The 15,518-nt window shown below is 60.2% G+C and carries 17 protein-coding genes and 1 tRNA gene; 7 read left to right on the forward strand and 11 right to left on the reverse strand.

Translation table 11 applies throughout. The features are described from left to right. Nucleotides 1-157: 157 nt before the first annotated feature. From ACLB1Z_RS05340 to ACLB1Z_RS05375, 8 genes are read right to left on the reverse strand one after another with little or no spacing between them, the layout of a single operon-like run. On the reverse strand, nucleotides 158-1,036 hold the full coding sequence (locus ACLB1Z_RS05340) for a dimethylarginine dimethylaminohydrolase family protein (RefSeq protein WP_409562377.1): 879 nt from the start codon (nucleotides 1,034-1,036) through the stop codon (nucleotides 158-160). Next, nucleotides 1,033-1,626: a DUF1989 domain-containing protein gene (locus ACLB1Z_RS05345; RefSeq protein WP_409562378.1), complete on the reverse strand. Its 594-nt coding sequence runs from the start codon at nucleotides 1,624-1,626 to the stop codon at nucleotides 1,033-1,035. Before ACLB1Z_RS05345 ends, ACLB1Z_RS05340 begins: the two co-directional genes overlap by 4 nt. Then, a complete protein-coding gene (locus ACLB1Z_RS05350; protein ID WP_409562379.1) occupies nucleotides 1,623-2,411 on the reverse strand; it encodes a creatininase in 789 nt (262 codons plus the stop codon). The genes ACLB1Z_RS05345 and ACLB1Z_RS05350 overlap by 4 nt, the downstream gene beginning before the upstream one ends. A 14-nt stretch (nucleotides 2,412-2,425) precedes the next feature. Continuing rightward, nucleotides 2,426-3,139, reverse strand: coding sequence for an SDR family NAD(P)-dependent oxidoreductase (locus ACLB1Z_RS05355; RefSeq protein ID WP_409562380.1), 714 nt, complete (start codon nucleotides 3,137-3,139; stop codon nucleotides 2,426-2,428). After that, complete coding sequence (locus tag ACLB1Z_RS05360) at nucleotides 3,136-3,909, reverse strand: SDR family NAD(P)-dependent oxidoreductase (protein WP_409562381.1); 774 nt, start codon at nucleotides 3,907-3,909, stop codon at nucleotides 3,136-3,138. Before ACLB1Z_RS05360 ends, ACLB1Z_RS05355 begins: the two co-directional genes overlap by 4 nt. A 25-nt stretch (nucleotides 3,910-3,934) precedes the next feature. Next, nucleotides 3,935-4,714 carry an ABC transporter ATP-binding protein gene (locus ACLB1Z_RS05365; protein WP_409562382.1) on the reverse strand — a complete coding sequence of 260 codons (780 nt, stop codon included), beginning with the start codon at nucleotides 4,712-4,714 and terminating at the stop codon, nucleotides 3,935-3,937. Nucleotides 4,715-4,724: 10 nt separating this feature from the next. After that, nucleotides 4,725-5,600, reverse strand: coding sequence for an ABC transporter permease (locus tag ACLB1Z_RS05370; protein WP_409562383.1), 876 nt, complete (start codon nucleotides 5,598-5,600; stop codon nucleotides 4,725-4,727). A 32-nt stretch (nucleotides 5,601-5,632) separates the two neighbouring features. Next, entirely contained in the window at nucleotides 5,633-6,661 is a 1,029-nt protein-coding gene (locus tag ACLB1Z_RS05375) for an ABC transporter substrate-binding protein (protein WP_013946438.1), read from the reverse strand. 139 nt (nucleotides 6,662-6,800) lie between these two features. Between ACLB1Z_RS05375 and ACLB1Z_RS05380 the strand changes: the two genes are divergently transcribed. Together ACLB1Z_RS05380 and ACLB1Z_RS05385 are read left to right on the forward strand one after the other, a co-directional pair. Continuing rightward, the gene (locus ACLB1Z_RS05380; protein WP_409562384.1) at nucleotides 6,801-7,733 is read left to right on the forward strand and encodes a LysR family transcriptional regulator; all 933 of its coding nucleotides are present in this window, start codon (nucleotides 6,801-6,803) and stop codon (nucleotides 7,731-7,733) included. Nucleotides 7,734-7,879: 146 nt separating this feature from the next. Continuing rightward, nucleotides 7,880-8,056, forward strand: a complete 177-nt coding sequence (locus tag ACLB1Z_RS05385; protein ID WP_409562385.1) for a hypothetical protein — start codon at nucleotides 7,880-7,882, stop codon at nucleotides 8,054-8,056. 137 nt (nucleotides 8,057-8,193) lie between these two features. Here ACLB1Z_RS05385 and ACLB1Z_RS05390 read toward each other — a convergent pair whose 3' ends face one another. Then, entirely contained in the window at nucleotides 8,194-10,014 is a 1,821-nt protein-coding gene (locus ACLB1Z_RS05390; RefSeq protein WP_409562386.1) for a methanol/ethanol family PQQ-dependent dehydrogenase, read from the reverse strand. 486 nt (nucleotides 10,015-10,500) lie between these two features. Continuing rightward, nucleotides 10,501-10,574 (reverse strand) — tRNA-Gly (locus ACLB1Z_RS05395). A 141-nt stretch (nucleotides 10,575-10,715) separates the two neighbouring features. On the opposite strand from ACLB1Z_RS05395, the gene ACLB1Z_RS05400 reads away from it, so the two are divergent. Continuing rightward, entirely contained in the window at nucleotides 10,716-11,261 is a 546-nt protein-coding gene (locus ACLB1Z_RS05400; RefSeq protein WP_409562387.1) for an FUSC family protein, read from the forward strand. Nucleotides 11,262-11,351: 90 nt separating this feature from the next. Continuing rightward, nucleotides 11,352-11,651, forward strand: coding sequence for a hypothetical protein (locus tag ACLB1Z_RS05405; RefSeq protein ID WP_409562388.1), 300 nt, complete (start codon nucleotides 11,352-11,354; stop codon nucleotides 11,649-11,651). A gap of 97 nt (nucleotides 11,652-11,748) precedes the next feature. Here the strand turns inward: ACLB1Z_RS05405 and mscL are convergent, their stop codons facing one another. After that, complete coding sequence (gene mscL / locus ACLB1Z_RS05410; RefSeq protein ID WP_013946446.1) at nucleotides 11,749-12,138, reverse strand: large-conductance mechanosensitive channel protein MscL; 390 nt, start codon at nucleotides 12,136-12,138, stop codon at nucleotides 11,749-11,751. A gap of 244 nt (nucleotides 12,139-12,382) precedes the next feature. On the opposite strand from mscL, the gene ACLB1Z_RS05415 reads away from it, so the two are divergent. From ACLB1Z_RS05415 to pip, 3 genes are all read left to right on the forward strand, one after another. After that, the gene (locus tag ACLB1Z_RS05415; protein ID WP_013946447.1) at nucleotides 12,383-12,643 is read left to right on the forward strand and encodes a DUF4212 domain-containing protein; all 261 of its coding nucleotides are present in this window, start codon (nucleotides 12,383-12,385) and stop codon (nucleotides 12,641-12,643) included. A gap of 9 nt (nucleotides 12,644-12,652) precedes the next feature. Next, nucleotides 12,653-14,488 carry a cation acetate symporter gene (locus ACLB1Z_RS05420; RefSeq protein ID WP_409562389.1) on the forward strand — a complete coding sequence of 612 codons (1,836 nt, stop codon included), beginning with the start codon at nucleotides 12,653-12,655 and terminating at the stop codon, nucleotides 14,486-14,488. A gap of 69 nt (nucleotides 14,489-14,557) precedes the next feature. After that, on the forward strand, nucleotides 14,558-15,517 hold the full coding sequence (gene pip / locus ACLB1Z_RS05425; protein WP_409562390.1) for a prolyl aminopeptidase: 960 nt from the start codon (nucleotides 14,558-14,560) through the stop codon (nucleotides 15,515-15,517). Nucleotide 15,518 lies beyond the last annotated feature (1 nt).

Here is a 15,518-nt window from a genome sequence, read left to right on the forward strand (position 1 = left end):
AGAATGACCGGCGGGCCTCAGGGCCGCCTCATATGCAACAATTCAGTATTGTTTGGCCAGTCCAATTAGGCCGGTCACGGAAGATTAAATGAACAGGCAGCGAATTGCTATCCTCGCTGCCTGATGAACATTTGTGAGACGTTGGGCACAAATCGCATCAAAGCGGATCGCGCCGCAGGGCCTGACAGAGGCAGTGTGGGCCGCCGCCGCCCAGCGTGAACATCCGCAGGTCAGGATCGAAGACCTCGATGCCGTGGGAGCGCATGCGGGCGTTCAGATCCTCGTTCGCGGCGGTCGACAACACGCGGTCGTTGCCGAGAGCGACGATGTTCGTGCCGAGCTGTGTCGCGTCATGATAGGAGACGGGTAGAATTTCGTAGCCCTTCGATTTCAAAAGATCGAGGAACCACGGCTGGTGCGCGTCGGGAGCGACGGCAACGAGCTTTTTGTTGATGAATCCGACCGACACGTCGAGGTGCACGAAATGCGGTGGGAAGGGCACGGCGTAAGCCTCCCAGCCTTTTTCCCGGAACCACTTGCACATCTGCTCGGCGCCTTCCTGCTCGGAGCGTTCGCCGCCGTAGCCGCAAAGCACAAATCCCGGTTCGACGACCATGAAGTCGCCGCCTTCGAAATGGCCGGCGGTGATCATGTTCCAGATCGGGATTCCGGCTTCTTCGTAGAACTTCAGGACCAGCGCATAGTCACCGCGGCGGTAGCGGGTCTGCAGCATGGTGATGACGGCGCCGAAGGGCGTCATCACGCTCGAGTCGCGAGCGAACACGCCGTATTTCAGCTCAGGCCGCGCGTCGAGCCAATGACAGGTGACGCCCGCCTGCTCGAAGACATCGACCATTTCGCGATGCTGCGACATTGCGGCTTGGGCATCGAAGCGGAGTCCGAGCGCGAGCGTCTGACGGGAAACGGCGCCGACGGGCCGCCATTCGAAAAAGTCAGGTTTGCCGAGAAGAACATGCCGGAGCACGCCGGTTTCTGAATCGAGTCCCCACGGAATGGAGACGGTCGTCGTGCTCATGCCAGAACCTCGTAGTGCGCGTCAGTCGGCGCGCCTTTGTTGATGCAGATGATGTCCTGCGGGCAGGCGGACATCGCGACGATGCAATTCATCTCGGCTTTCAGCACGACGTAGTCGCCGGGTTTTGAAACAGGTTCTTCCCAGCCGATGGCGCCATCGGACTTGACCGGAATGTTCATCCAAAGATTGAGTGGCGAGGGAACTTCTGGCGGCGTCAGACCGAGGCCCGCCATGCCGGCGCGAAGATTGTCGGCGCAATTGTCGTGGTAATCGGCGACGCCCAGGCCCTGATAGCGATAGATATCGCATGCGGCGATGAAGGTGTCGTGGATGCCGGGCGAGGTGTCTTCGACGAGCGTCAGGATCGGGCGTCGCTTGTTGGTGACGAGCTTGTCGCCGGCCATTGGGCGAATGCGGTCGATCGCGGCGCGCATGTGCTCCATCGAGAGGAACTCGCCCAAGTCGTCGGCGTTGAAGGCCCACGTGTCGACGACCTGATGGCCATGCGTGTTGATGATCTTGATCGATTGTCCAGCTTTGAGGGCGACAGCGCGGCCCTGGCGTGCTGGGACGACGTGGATATCGCTCATGGCTTCACCCTTGCGTTCGGAAATTCTTTGCGGATCGCGGCGGCGACGCCTTCGGCATAGTCGTTCGCCAGCAGCTTGCCCTTTTCCGCCGAGCAGCCGTGCGCGGGCGACAGCACGCCGGAGCACGGCACCAGTCCGGTGCGCGTCGGGTACATGTCATAGGGCGGAAAGCTCGCGGGGTTGTCGTCGGGGAGCGCCGACAAATCGACGAGATGCGGATGATGATGGAGCATCAGAGACGTTTCCATCACGGCGGCGTGCTCGAGATCGTAGCCGGGGAAGCCGTCAGGAAAAATCTTGTCGAGCGTCTCGCGCTTGGTGAAATCCCAATATTCGAGGCGCATGACCTCGAAATCGTGAATGCCCATATAGGCCAGCTCACGACGGGCGAGATCGACGCCTTCGATCGTGAACATCATGTTTTCGTAGTGGCCGTTGATGAGAACGAGCTGGCGCGCGCCGTGGCGTGCAAACTCTTTGATGACGTCACGCAGCACGTGCGCAAGCGTATCGGCATCGAGACTGGTCGTGCCGCAGAAGTGATTGCCGCCGCCCATCTTCGGCTGCGACTTGTATCCGAACGAGAGGACCGGCGCGACGATGGCGTCGATCCGCTTTGCGACATCGGCTGCGACGGCAGTCGCGAGCAGGGCATCGGTGCCCATCGGCAGATGTGGGCCGTGCTGCTCGGTGGCGCCCGTTGGGAGCAGGATGATGGCACCGTCTTCGATGCGTTTCTGGTACGTTGTCCAGCTCATCTCATTCATAAAGATGCGGTCGGTCATGCTTTTTCTTTCCTTCAAACCATCGAGGCGCCGCCGTTGACGCCGAGAACTTGGCCGGTGATGAACGTTGCGCCGGCGCTGGCGAGAAACAGGACGGCTTCCGCGACTTCTTCCGGTTTGCCGATGCGGCCGAGCGGATTGGACGTTTCAAGCCGTTTCCATTCGTCGGGCAGGTTTTCGAAATCGAGAAGCGGCGTGTCGGTCGGGCCCGGCGCCACGGCATTGACGAGAATGTCGGGCCCGAATTCCTTCGCCCAGCAGCGCACCATGGCGCTGACGCCGGCTTTGGTGGCGCAATAGGCGGCGTGATGCTCGCGTCCGAGCTGGGCTAGTTCGGAACTGAAGAGAATGATCCTGCCGCCTTTGCCGCGGCTTTTCATCATGCGTACTGTTTCGCGCGTCACAAGAAACGAGCCGACGAGGTTGACGTCGAATACCTTGCGGACGTCAGCAACGGGCGTGTCGAGCAGAGGCCCGTAGCGAAACACGGCGGCCGAATTGGTCATGACGTCGATGCCGCCGAGGGCGTTGTCAGCGGCGGCGATCGCTTCCGCAACTTGGATCTCGTCGGTGACGTCGAGCTGGAACGACAGGCCTTTTTCTATGGGTTCGAAGTCGAGCCGCGCGACGCGCGCGCCTTTCTTTTCGAATAGATCAGCCGTCGCCAGTCCGATGCCGCTAGCGGCACCGCAGATAACGACTTTCATGTCTTTAAATTCTTTGGTCATCCGAGGAATTCTCCGCGATCCACGCCGATTGCCTGCCCCGTGATGTTGGCCGCGAGGTCACTGGCGAGAAAAAGATAAAGGCCGGCTACGTCCTGCGGCTCCATCAGACCGGGAAGGCACTGGGCAGCAATGACGTCCGCGAAAATGTCGGCTTCGCTGCGCTTCGAGCGTGTTGCCATGACTTTCGCAGAACGAACCGACGCGACGGTGCGCACCCATCCCGGGCAGACGGCATTGACCGTGATCCCGCGCGGTCCGAGTTCGCGTGCGAAGGTTCGGGTTAAGCCGACGACTGCGTGCTTTGACGCGATGTAGGCGGCGAATTCGCCGACGGCGCTTTTGGACCAGACGGACGCGGTGTTGATGATACGCGCGCCGGTCTTCAGAAGCGGTAGCGCGCCGCGCGTGACGTTCCATGTGCCCCGGACGTTGATGTCCATGATGCGGGCAAACGTGGCATCAACTTCGTCGCTCGGATCGGTCAGCGGGGTGATCAATTCGAGACCCGCGTTGTTGACGAGAACGTCTAGCTTGGAAATTTCCGAGAATGCCTTGGCGACGGCGGACTTGTCGGTGGTATCGGCGACGAAGGCACGAACAGGACGGCCGTACGCCTTCGAGATTTTGTCGGCGGCCTCATGCACGGTGTCGTCGTCGGCAAGGATTGCTAAGTCGGCGCCTGCTTCGGCGAAGCCTTCAGCGATGCCAAAACCAATTCCGCGGCTTGCGCCGGTCACGAGGACGCTTTTGTTTTTAAGATTGATGCACATTTGCTTTCCTGCGGCGCTTTGCGCTCTAGTTATCGTGGCCCGCTGCGGCGCGGACAAATTTCAAAACTTCCGTTCGCAACCTGAAGAAGCGTTCGCTGTCGCGAAGCTCCAGCGTGCGATCCGGGCCGAGAGCTGCCGCAATATCGACTTCCTCAAGCATGCGTGCGGGGCGCTTGGAGAAGACGATGATGCGGTCCGCGAGAAAAACTGCTTCGTCGACGTCGTGCGTGACGAAAATGATTGTCTTGGCGTCCTGCTGTTGGATGCGGCGCAGCTCGATCTGAAGATCTTCTCGGCGCTGCGCATCCAATGCGCCAAAGGGTTCGTCCATCAACAGAACGTCGGAGCCTGCAGCGAGCGTTCGGGCGATGGCGATGCGTTGGCGCATGCCGCCTGAGACCTTGTTCGGATAGGCGTCGGCGAAGTCGCTGAGGCCGACGAGTTGCAAGTAATGTGCGAGGCGCGTCGCCTTGCGTTCCGGCGTCATATCGAGACGGTACTTCATGCCGTAGGCGACATTCTCGGCGACGGTCAGCCAAGGAAACGATGAGTAGGACTGAAAGACCATGCCGCGGTCGCGGTCCGGCTCGCGGATTGGTTGGCCGTCGAGGCGGATTTCACCGGTGCTTGGCGTTTCCAGGCCGCCGACCATGCGCATCAGCGTCGTCTTGCCGGAACCAGAGGGGCCGAGGAAGACGATGAATTCGTTGCGCCTGACGGTGAGGTCGAACGTTGGCGCGACGACTTCTAGATCGCCGAAATATTTCGCGATGCCGTCGAATACGAGATAGGGAGCTGGTGCCACGGCGCGCCTCTCAGAGATAACGGAAATAGCGCTTGTGGACGAGGCGCAGGATCTGATCGGTCAGCAGGCCAATCAAGCCGATGGTGACGACGCCTGCCATGACCTCGGAGGTGTTCATGTAGCGTCGTGCCGCCCAGATGACGAAGCCGAGGCCGTTATCGGCGGCGACGATTTCCGCGATGATGAGATAGGTCCAACACCAGCCGAGCGTGATGCGCAGGTTGTCGAATAGGCTCGGTAGCATGGCGCGGAAGGCGACGTCTTTCAGCATCTGGAAGGGACGTGCACCGACGGTGTCGGCGATCTCGACGTATTCCTGCGGCACGCGGCGCATGTCGTCTGCGACGAGCAGGACGAGTTGAAAGAAGGTGCCGAGCCAGAGAAGAAAGATCTTCGTCGTTTCGCCGACGCCGAACCAGATGATGCTCAGCGGAACGAGAGCGGGAACCGGCAGATAGCGGATGAAGTCGACGATCGGCTCCAGGGCGGCGCCGACGCCGCGGAAGCTCGACATCGCGATGCCGATCGGGATCGCCATCACGACGGAAAGTGTGAAGGCCACCCACACGCGCAAGGTCGAGACACCTGCATTCCAAAGCAGATGCTTCTGCGTGATCATGATCCACAGCGTTTCGACGGTGACGCTGGGGGGCGGCAGGAAGAGCGAGTTGATCCAGCCGAGCCGGGTCGAAATTTCCCATGCCGCGATGACGATTAGGCTAGCGCAAATTGATGTCAGGATTTGCGCCCGTCTCGACAGTGTGCCCCGGAACGCGAAGAACTGGTTCCGGGTGCGGTACGCTGCGCGCGGCGCCTTGGCGTTTGGCGCCGCCGCCGGTCGCCGTTCGACCACTGCTGCCGTCGATGCTGTTGCTTTGCTCGTCACGAGATGGCTTGGCTCGGCTGGTTCGCGGCTGATTATTTCAGGTCGGCTTCAGTGATGCCGGAGACGATCGAATTGTCGATTTGGTCTGCGGCCTTGAGGTCGTGATCGGCCGCGCCGTTTTCCAGGTTCAGCTTCATGACTTCGCCAAAGACTTTGTACAGCGAGCCGGGGGCGCCGGGTTTGCCGAAATATCCGGCCGTCTGTGCGTAGCCCGTGTATTCTAGGCTGCCGTCAATCGAAGCGGCGAACTCTTCCGGTGTCAGGTTGAAGTGCGGTGCTGCCAGCTTGATGAAGTCCGCTTTGTTGCTCTTGAAGTAGTCGATCGCTTTGAAGATGCCGATCATGAACTTCTTGTACTTCTCGGGGTTCGCCTTCAAGTCGTCCTGGCGGACGATGATGACGTCGACGATGATGCCGGGATATTGCGCCGACGAGATCAGCAGGTGCGGATTGCGCTGCTTGATCTTGTCGAGGGCCTGCGAGAGGTTCGGCTGATAGGAAACGACGGCGGAGATCGATGGATCGGCAAAGACGGCGACGGTATCGGCGGTCGCAATCTGCTTTACGTCGAGGTCAGCAAGCGTCAAGCCTTTTGCCTTGAGCGCCATCTGAAGGAGCAGCCGGCCTGGGATGTTCGGCTCGGATGCGACGGTCTTACCCTTGAGCTGTTCAACGGAGGTGATGTCACCCGGCGCGATGACGCCGTCACCGCCAAGTGACTCGTCGATGGTGCCGATGATGACGCCAGGCGTCTTGGCATCGCGCGGCTTGCCCTGATATTCGCCGACGGTGCGCATATCCATCTCGATGTCCTTGCGGTCCATCGCTGCCATGACGTTGGCGCGTTCGTCCTCAAACTTGATGTCGACGTCGATGCCAAGCTTTTTGAAGTAGCCAAGATCCTGCGCGACGAAGACCGGCGCGTATCCGCTCCAGGTCGGGCAGAGAATGCGGATTTTCTCGTCGGCATGTGCAGCGGTTGCGGCGACCGATACGCCAGCCCAAAGCGCCACTGCCAGACCGACTCCGGTGAACCGGCGGAACCCTATTGCCATATGCATGGTCATAACCCCTCGCTGACGACACGATTTCGGCAATGGAGAGTTGGCTAAAATAACATCTATGAAAATATTGATTATTTAAACGATACATTGAAAACTGCCGATGTGATGTGATGCTGCTTTGTGCGAAGGAGTTTCGATGCGTCGGCTCGATAACATCGATATCCGCCTTTTACGGGTGTTTATGACGCTGGTTGAAGCCGGTAGCTTCGCCGATGCTCAGATTGCGCTCAATCTCTCCCAACCCACCCTCAGCACCCACCTTGCGGCGCTTGAGCGCAGGCTCGGCGCGCAATTGTGCGTACGCGGACGACGAGGTTTCCGGCTGACGCCTTTCGGCGAAGCAACCTATATCGCGACCCAAAAGCTCTTTGCGGAGATTAGCTCCTTCGAGGAACGGGTCGGCCAGTACAACGGTCAACTCGTCGGGCGACTTCGCATCGGAATCGTCGACGGCATCGTCACGAATTCGGCGCTTGGGCTGCAGCACGTCGTCGGCCGCTTCATGGAAAACGCCGAGAACGTGTTCATCGATCTTGAACTCGGAACACCGAATCACCTTGAGCAAGCCATCGCAGACGGTCGCCGCGACGTTGTCATTGGGCCGTTCTCGCAGAAAGCGCCGGGTGTCACGTACGTTGCTTTGCACCGCGAGCCGCATGGGCTTTATTGCGGCAAGGGGCATCCGCTGTTTGACGCTCCGACATCGGCGATTACGCGGGAGGCGATCGAAAGGGCACAGTTCTCGGTACGCGGTTATCGGCAGTTCGACGATCTCTATCGCGCCGATCATCCGCGTGCGTCAGGCAACGTCGTTCAGATGGAAGCGCAGGTGATGCTGATCCTGTCCGGCTATTTCATCGGCTTTCTGCCGCGGCACATCGGCGAGAGCTGGTCAAAGCAGGGTTCGATGCGCGAGCTCCGGCCGCAAACCTATCAGTTCGTGTCGAGCCACTTCGCGGCCTATCGGAAAAGCGACGGTGACCGGCAGCTCGTGCGCAGCTTCGTGCGCTTCCTCAGTCAGCATGCGAACCAAACGCGCAAGGGGGGTGCGGTTGGTAAAGCGGCCTGACGCTCATCAGAGCTTCGGCAGATCGTTTTCGGAAAATCTGATTTAGCGCGGATCTTGATCCGGGCGGATTGCTGCATCCGTTGATGCGGATCAATTGCGCCGCGCTCTGCGCTCCTACGCTGTCTCAAATTGTTTGGGAGGCGACCATGACAACGATCGAATTTTATTATCTGGCGATCTGCATCGGAGCGATGTGCCTTTTCGCGTTTGCGCTGAGCTACAACGCAATAAGCTGGAAAAGCTGGAAGCAATCGCAGACAGCAAAGTCGTCTGCCGCTGGTGCAGGTGAGCATGTGAAGCCCCAGGAAAAACTGGCGGCTTAGAGCCAACACATTCCGCCTGTCCGTGCCGGCAGCAAAAAAGGGAGAGGACTCACGGTCCTCTCCCTTAAATTTTGTCTGATCGGTTTTCCCGGTGGATGTGGGATGGCCCAGGCTGCGCCGGGCCATCTCGCAGATCGTTAGGGCAGTGCGAACACGGTGAGCGAGCCACCGAGGTTCGAGTAGGAAGCAAGGCCCGAGTAACCGCCGACAGCGCCGAGACCGTCGTTCGGGTTCGTCAAGCCAGCTGCCAGACCGATGCCGGCCCAGCCGCCGATGCCCGAGAGAACGCCGACATACTGCTTGCCACCCTGCATGTAGGTGAAGACGTTGCCGATAACGCCCGACGGGGTCTTGAACTTGTAGAGTTCCTTGCCGGTCTTCTGGTCGACGGCTTTGAAGTAGCCTTCGAGCGTGCCGTAGAAGGCGACGCCACCAGCGGTCGTCAGAGCGCCAGACCACACCGAGAACTGCTCAGGCTTCGACCAGACGATCTTGCCCTTGCCTGCGTCCCAAGCGAGGAACGTACCCATGCGCTCCGGCTTATCCGGACCCGGGAACATCGAGAGCGTCGCGCCGACGAACGGCTGACCAGCAGCATACGAAACCTTGAACGGCTCGTAGTCCATGCAGACGTGGTTGGCGGGAACGTAGAACAGGCCCGTCAGCTCCGAGTACGACGCCGGCTGCTCGTCCTTGACGCCGAGAGCCGCAGGGCAGATGCCTTTAGTGTCGAAGTCGGTGCCGTGAGCGAAGGTCGAGTACTTCTTCACGCGGACAGGACGGCCGTAGTCGGGGCTCGACTTGTCGAGGTTGATGCTGGACGCCCAGTTGACCATCGGATCAAACTTCTCGGCGACGAGCGGTTCGCCGGTGACGCGATCGAGCGTGTAGGCGAAGCCATTGCGGTCGAAGTGGACTTCAACTTTGCGCTTCTCGCCCTTGACGTCGATATCGGCGAGGATCGGCTCGTTGATGCCGTCATAGTCCCACTCGTCGAACGGCGTCATCTGGTAGGCCCACTTGGCCATGCCGGTGTCGGGATCGCGCGCAAAGTGCGTCATCGACCACTTGAGATCGATTGGCTTGCCGTCCTTGCCAGCGCGCTGAGCCGGGTTCCACGTGCCGGGATTGCCGGTTCCGTAGTACACGAGGTTCAAGTCGGGATCGTAAGCCATATAGCCCCAGGTCGTGCCGCCGCCGATCTTCCACTGATCGCCGCTCCACGTCTTGAGCGAAGAATCTTTGCCGACCGGCTTGCCGAGCGACATCGTCTTCTCGGGGTCGATAAGCATTTCAGCGTCCGGACCCGTCGAGTAGGCGCGCCAGACTTTCTTGCCGGTGTTTTCGTCGTATGCGGTCAGCGAGCCGCGGACGCCGTATTCGCCGCCCGAAATGCCGACGAGGACCTTGTCCTTGACGATGAGCGGAGCGGACGTGCCGGTTTCACCCATCTTCGGATCGCCGTTGGCGACCTTCCAGAGTTCTTTGCCGGTCTTGGCATCAAGAGCGACCAGCGTCGTGTCGGCCTGATACATGAAGATCTTGCCGTCGGCGTACTGGAGGCCACGGGTAACCGTGTCACAGCACATGACCGAGATAACGGATGGATCCTGCTTCGGAATATACTTCCAGACGATCTTCTGTTCGTCGGCGAGGTTCAGGGCATAGACGACGTTCGGGAACGGCGTCACCATGTACATCTCGTTGCCGACGACGAGCGGGCTGCCTTCATGGCCGCGGAGAACGCCGGTCGAGAACGTCCAAGCCACCTGGAGCTGGCCGACGTTTTCGGTCGTGATCTGGTTGAGTTTCGAATAGCGATGACCGGCGTAATCGCCGTTTTGAGTGGCCCAATTGTTCGGGTCGCTCGTCGCTTTAATGACGCTCTCATTCGCCCAAGCGGACGAACCCAGCGAAGCGGACAATGCCAACCCCACTGCTAGAATCTTTCCACGCATTTTAGTTCTCCAATTCACGACTTGACACGCCTTCGGCGGGTGCCGAAAGCGGTGCACAACCGCCGGCGGAAGCCGGCATCAAATTCCCTATTTTATATTATTATTGTCATATATTCGGGCAGCGATGATGTGAAAATCATCACTGGGACCGTTCGGGATTTGAAAGTCTTCTCAGGATGTTGCGCCAACGGGAAGAAGGCCCACCGAAGCAACTGGCCGCAATCAAGTTCATATTTTGCAATGCGTCAACAGCGATTGCCGATCGTTGGATGCGACAATTGGAAATGCTGCCTGCAATACTCGGCAGGAATTCCCGCATTCTCTATTGTTGAGTGAAATCATGATGGTGCCTCGGCATATCAGCCTTGCGTTTCATGAAGAGAGAAATTCGGCGCGCTGATTTTGATCAATAACAATTCTAGATGAATTGCGATCTCAACTCCGGATCAATGCCGACTTTATGTGATTAAAAATTCAGCGGCGGGATGGAGCGGGCGAAGGGAATCGAACCCTCGTATGCAGCTTGGGAAGCTGCCGTTCTACCATTGAACTACGCCCGCGAAGGCCGTGATTTTCCGGGTTTTGACACTTTCACGATGTTCCCGCAAGCCGTACGATCGCTGGTCGCCGCGTTGTCCCTAGGGTACTGCGCTGAGGGCGACAACGCGCCGAAAGGCGTCGATCACGATGATAGAGATCCGATGACAAGAGAAGCATGGGCGCGCCACGTTGCATTCGTGCTGCGCTGCTCGGGTGCGGCGACGCTTTCTTATGTGCTTGCGAACGCTATTGGGCTGCCGCACCCAGTGTGGGCGGCGATGTCCGGTGTCATTGTCGGGCAGGAGAAGCTGGACGAGACGCGAACCGCGACGATCGGGCGGTTGTTCGGCACGGTTGTCGGCGTCGTCGTTGCGGTTACAATCGGGTCTCTTCTCGAACCGCTTCATGCCGATGTCGTAGTGCAGATGGCGGTTGCGGTGGCCGTCGCGGCGATCATCGCGCGGCGTTACCCGATGCTCCGGGTCTGCATGTGGACGTGTCCGATCGTTTTTCTCAGCACCGACGCGGCGACACCGTTGGCTGTCGTCGGCTTTCAGCGGGGTGCGGAAGTTCTGCTTGGCGGCATCGTTGGCGCGCTGCTGCACGGGCTGTCGGAAACGGTCATCTCCGCCATGGTGACGGCGGCGCCCGAAAAGCCGGAGGCGGTGAAGCCTAAAGCCGCTTCCCTGCCGATTCACGACGACTGAGTGCTCCGAGGAAGTATTTACAAAAATTGATCGGGGCCGCGTCGGCGAAGATGCTAGATATGGTGCGTCGAACTTCGGGGAGAGGGATGAATGCCGGGGGCCTCTAAATCGCTTTGGGCCGGTGCCGCGCTTGTCATGGGCGCTTGCGGTGGCTTGCTCGTCTCTCCCGCGGTTGCCGACGATACGAGTACGGCAAAGCGTGCGCCTTCGACGCTCGATCAGCAGATCAACCAGGCGGTCGGATCGGGCGGATCATCGTCGTCGGACATGGACGCGAGGATCAGGGATCTCGAAGCGACACGCACGGAGATCGATCAGCAGAAAAAGCCGACCATCAGTCTCGGCGTCAGCGGCTGGGTCAATCAGCAAATGTTATACAACGTGAAGTAACGTGCTCGCCGATCAGGCAGGGGCGCAACAGTCTGAGAGCGCGCAACACTCTGCTGGAACAGTCGCGCGCTAGCTCAAACATTCTTGTGGAACGGCCTCAGGCCTTCTTCGCCAGAAGGTCGCGAATTTCCTTGAGATACTCTTCCGTCGGTGTCGGCGGGGGCGGGCCAGCAGCGGCCTTAGGCTTCTTCATCGTGTTGACGGCTTTGACGAGCAGGAAGATCGCGAAGGCGGTGATGAGGAACTTGATGACGGCGTTGAGAAACACGCCGTACCTGATCAGCACCGGGTCGGTCGGCGTGGGGATCGCAACCGAGAGACTGGAAAAGTCGATCCCTGCCATCATGTAGCCAATCGGCGGCATGACGACATTGTCGACGAGGGAAGAAACGATTGGAGCGAAGGCGGCGCCCATGATTACGCCGACGGCGAGGTCGATGACGTTGCCTCGCATGGCGAATTCTTTGAATTCGTCAATTATGCTCATGCTGATTGTCCTTCCCTGCTGATATTGCCGTTCCCGTCCTGGGCACGTCGCGCCTTCGTCCCGGAAGGCTGGCACGCGATTCCCGCGGCGAAATGTTAGGGGATGATCTAGCGCAGGACAACGGAACGGCGGCCAAATTCCACCGGAGTAGCATTGGACAAAGGCCCTGGCCGGCGGGCATAATGAGGGCGACAGGCGGTGGGGCGCCGCGTGCGAAAGCGGCGACTTTGGGGGATCCGGCGAGATGATTGAACGGAAAGAACGCAAGCCCTACTGGCGCCATACCAAGTGGCAGGTCATTGCGAGCATCATACCGTTTCTGGCGCTGGTCATCGTTTTGCCGCTCTATGCCGAGCAATTGAACTCCAGCCGGTTCTTAGGGTTTCCGCTCGGGTACTTTCTTGCGGCTCACGGATTTTTCGTGATCGCCCTGATAACGGTCGCGAGCTACGTCAACCGCCAGAATGCCATCGATCACTGGCACGGCGCGCACGAAGATATGTGAGGCGGGAGCATGGCGTTCGGTGCGCGCGCGAGATTGATCAATCCGCGCCTCGGCACGTATTTCAGCATTTTCGCCGCCCTCTATACGGCGCTGTTCCTTCTTGTCCTGATCTTCGAGCAGTTGAAGTTCGATGAGAGCTTCCTGCGCATCGCGTTTCTCGCCGGGCCGATCATCATCTACGCCGCGATCGGCCTGTGCGTCGGAACGAACGACATCCTATGCTATTTTGCGGCCGGGCGCCGGGTTCCCGCCGCCTATACCGGGCTTTTGCTCGGTGCTTCGGCGCTGGGTGGCACCTTCATCGTGGCGGGCACCGGCGCATTCTTTTTCTCAGGATTCGATGCCGTCATCCTGCTCATGGGCACGTTGACGGGCTTCGTCATCATGGCGATCGGGCTTGCACCGTTCTACCGGAAGTTCGGCGCCTTCACCGTGCCGAGCTATCTCGGCCGGCGTTTTGAGAGCCGGGGACTGAGGGTCATCACGGCAGGCATCGCGGCTGTGCCGATGCTGCTCGTGCTGTCGGCAGAATTGCGCATTGGTGGCCACGTCGCGCAGCGCCTTGTCGGCGGCAGCGCCAACAATCTGGTGTTTCTCCTCGCGCTGACGATTGCGATATCGACGGCGGCAGGCGGCAAGCGTTCCTTCACCTGGACGGGCGTTGCGCAATCGATCGCGCTGTTTCTCGCCGTGCTTGGCGTCGCGACGACGATCAGCGTTATGGTGACGAGCCTGCCCATTCCGCAACTCGCGAACGGTCCGATGGTGCGCGGGATGGTGCGGAACGAAGTCAACGAAGGATTGCAGCTCATCAAGGTCTGGCCGATGGCGTTCCAGCTGCCGCCTGAGGGCTTTTCCGCGTTGACAAAGCCTTATACGCAGCCGTTCGGCTCGATCGGGCCGTTGGCTTTCATCATTGGTGTTTTCGCGATTGCGACGGGTGTCAGCACCGCGCCGTGGCTGCTGCCGCGCGTCGCGGCGACGCCCGGCGTGTATGAGGCGCGAAAATCGCTCGGCTGGGCGACGGTCTTTTCCGGACTGGCTCTCCTCACGATTTCTTCGGCGGCAATCTTCCTTCGAGATTTCACGCTTGACGCCGTGATGAGCGAGCGGCTCGGGCCGTTGCCGCAATGGCTGCATAACGCAGCGGCGCATCATATCGTGACCTTCGATCAGGCAGCGACACGGCTGGGATTTGCAGGCCTGAAGTTCGATCGCGACGGCGTGCTGTTTGCTTTGCCGCTGCTGGTCGATCTGCCGTCGGCGTTCTCTTATCTCCTGCTGGCGGGCGCTGTGGCCGCTGCATTGGTCACGGCGTCCGCCACGACCGTGTCGCTGGCGGCCGTTCTTGGCGAGGACGTTATTCAAGGCATGTCGTGGGAGCCGCCGACGACGCAGAGTCGGGTGTGGATCGTGCGCGGCTTCATCGTGGTCGTAGCGTTCTGTGGTGCGATGCTGTGCGTCACGGCGCCGAGCGATCCGTTGCGGCTCGTGCTGTGGGCGCTGTCGCTGACGGGTGCGAGCCTCTTCCCCGTCATGGTCCTGTCGATCTGGTGGAAGAGACTGACGGTCGGCGGTGCGATCGTCGGGGTCATCTCGGGCTTTGTCGCCGGAGCGTTCGCCATCATGATGGGCGAGATGGGGACGCTTTCGACGCCAGGCGCCATCGCGGGCATTCTCGGGCTGCCCGTGTCGTTCGCGCTGGCCATCGGCACGAGCTTGATGCGGCCGGAGGTCAGCCGTCACACCGTCGAGATGGTACGCGACATCCGGGTTCCGGGCGGCGAGATCATCTACGACCGCGAGATGCAGCGGCTCCAGCTTCGTAAACATTCGCGCACGTGATGGCTCGAATGGCGACTTGCGGGCCGTTCAGGATTGCTCAGGCGGTTTGGGGCCTCTAAAGAGCAATCCATGACCATTCGCGATCGCCTCGATCTCTATCCGCCATTGACGCCGTACCGCGAGACCCGGCTGCCGGTCGGCGGCGGGCATACGCTTTACGTCGAGGAATGCGGAAACCCAAATGGGCGGCCGGTCGCCATTCTGCACGGCGGTCCAGGCGGCGGATGCAATCCGACGATGCGGCGGTTTCACGATCCCGACCGTTATCGCATCGTGCTGTTCGACCAGCGCGGGTGCGGGCGTTCGACGCCGAACGCGTCGCTCGATCACAATACGACGCACGATCTCGTCGCCGACATCGAGCGCATTCGCAGCGAACTCGGCATCGACCGCTGGCAGTTGTTCGGCGGCTCGTGGGGGTCGACGCTGGCGATCGCTTACGCGGAAGCGTATCCCGAGCGAGTGACCGCGATGGTTCTGCGCGGCATTTTTCTGCTGACGCAAGCGGAACTGCGCTGGTTCTATCAGGACGGATGCAGCTGGATTTTCCCGGAAGCCTTTGCCGAATTCCAGCGGCCGATTCCGCCCGACGAACGCGACGACATGATCGGCGCCTATCACCGCCGGTTGACGTCCGACGATCTCAGCGTCCGCGTTGCCGCAGCGCGTGCCTGGAGCATCTGGGAAGGGACGACGCTCTCGCTCATTCCGGAAGCCGATCGCGTGGCACGGTTCGGCGCAGACAGCTATGCGCTGGCCTTCGCCCGAATTGAAAGCCATTACTTCGTCAACGCTGGTTTCTTCCGGAGGGACGGCGAGTTGCTTCTTGAAGCCCACCGCCTGAAGGATATTCCCGGCGTCATTGCGCACGGACGTTACGATGTCGTGACGCCCGTGCGGAACGCGGTGATGCTCGCCAAGGCCTGGGGTAACGCCGATCTGCGCATTGTGCCTGACGCTGGACACGCGATGACGGAGCCGGGGCTCTTGCACGAACTCATCCGCGCTACGCGCAAATTTGCGGACTGAT

Origin of the sequence: Hyphomicrobium sp. MC8b (genome assembly GCF_905067615.1) — a bacterium.
GTDB lineage: Bacteria > Pseudomonadota > Alphaproteobacteria > Rhizobiales > Hyphomicrobiaceae > Hyphomicrobium_B.

Bases quoted from the DNA above. Each gene is read 5' to 3' on its own strand.
- ACLB1Z_RS05340 (WP_409562377.1), bottom strand. From the start codon at position 1,036: ATGAGCACGACGACCGTCTCCATTCCGTGGGGACTCGATTCAGAAACC.
- ACLB1Z_RS05345 (WP_409562378.1), bottom strand. From the start codon at position 1,626: ATGAGCGATATCCACGTCGTCCCAGCACGCCAGGGCCGCGCTGTCGCC.
- ACLB1Z_RS05350 (WP_409562379.1), bottom strand. From the start codon at position 2,411: ATGACCGACCGCATCTTTATGAATGAGATGAGCTGGACAACGTACCAG.
- ACLB1Z_RS05355 (WP_409562380.1), bottom strand. From the start codon at position 3,139: ATGACCAAAGAATTTAAAGACATGAAAGTCGTTATCTGCGGTGCCGCT.
- ACLB1Z_RS05360 (WP_409562381.1), bottom strand. From the start codon at position 3,909: ATGTGCATCAATCTTAAAAACAAAAGCGTCCTCGTGACCGGCGCAAGC.
- ACLB1Z_RS05375 (WP_013946438.1), bottom strand. From the start codon at position 6,661: ATGCATATGGCAATAGGGTTCCGCCGGTTCACCGGAGTCGGTCTGGCA.
- ACLB1Z_RS05380 (WP_409562384.1), top strand. From the start codon at position 6,801: ATGCGTCGGCTCGATAACATCGATATCCGCCTTTTACGGGTGTTTATG.
- ACLB1Z_RS05385 (WP_409562385.1), top strand. From the start codon at position 7,880: ATGACAACGATCGAATTTTATTATCTGGCGATCTGCATCGGAGCGATG.
- ACLB1Z_RS05390 (WP_409562386.1), bottom strand. From the start codon at position 10,014: ATGCGTGGAAAGATTCTAGCAGTGGGGTTGGCATTGTCCGCTTCGCTG.
- ACLB1Z_RS05400 (WP_409562387.1), top strand. From the start codon at position 10,716: ATGACAAGAGAAGCATGGGCGCGCCACGTTGCATTCGTGCTGCGCTGC.
- ACLB1Z_RS05405 (WP_409562388.1), top strand. From the start codon at position 11,352: ATGCCGGGGGCCTCTAAATCGCTTTGGGCCGGTGCCGCGCTTGTCATG.
- mscL (WP_013946446.1), bottom strand. From the start codon at position 12,138: ATGAGCATAATTGACGAATTCAAAGAATTCGCCATGCGAGGCAACGTC.
- ACLB1Z_RS05415 (WP_013946447.1), top strand. From the start codon at position 12,383: ATGATTGAACGGAAAGAACGCAAGCCCTACTGGCGCCATACCAAGTGG.
- ACLB1Z_RS05420 (WP_409562389.1), top strand. From the start codon at position 12,653: ATGGCGTTCGGTGCGCGCGCGAGATTGATCAATCCGCGCCTCGGCACG.
- pip (WP_409562390.1), top strand. From the start codon at position 14,558: ATGACCATTCGCGATCGCCTCGATCTCTATCCGCCATTGACGCCGTAC.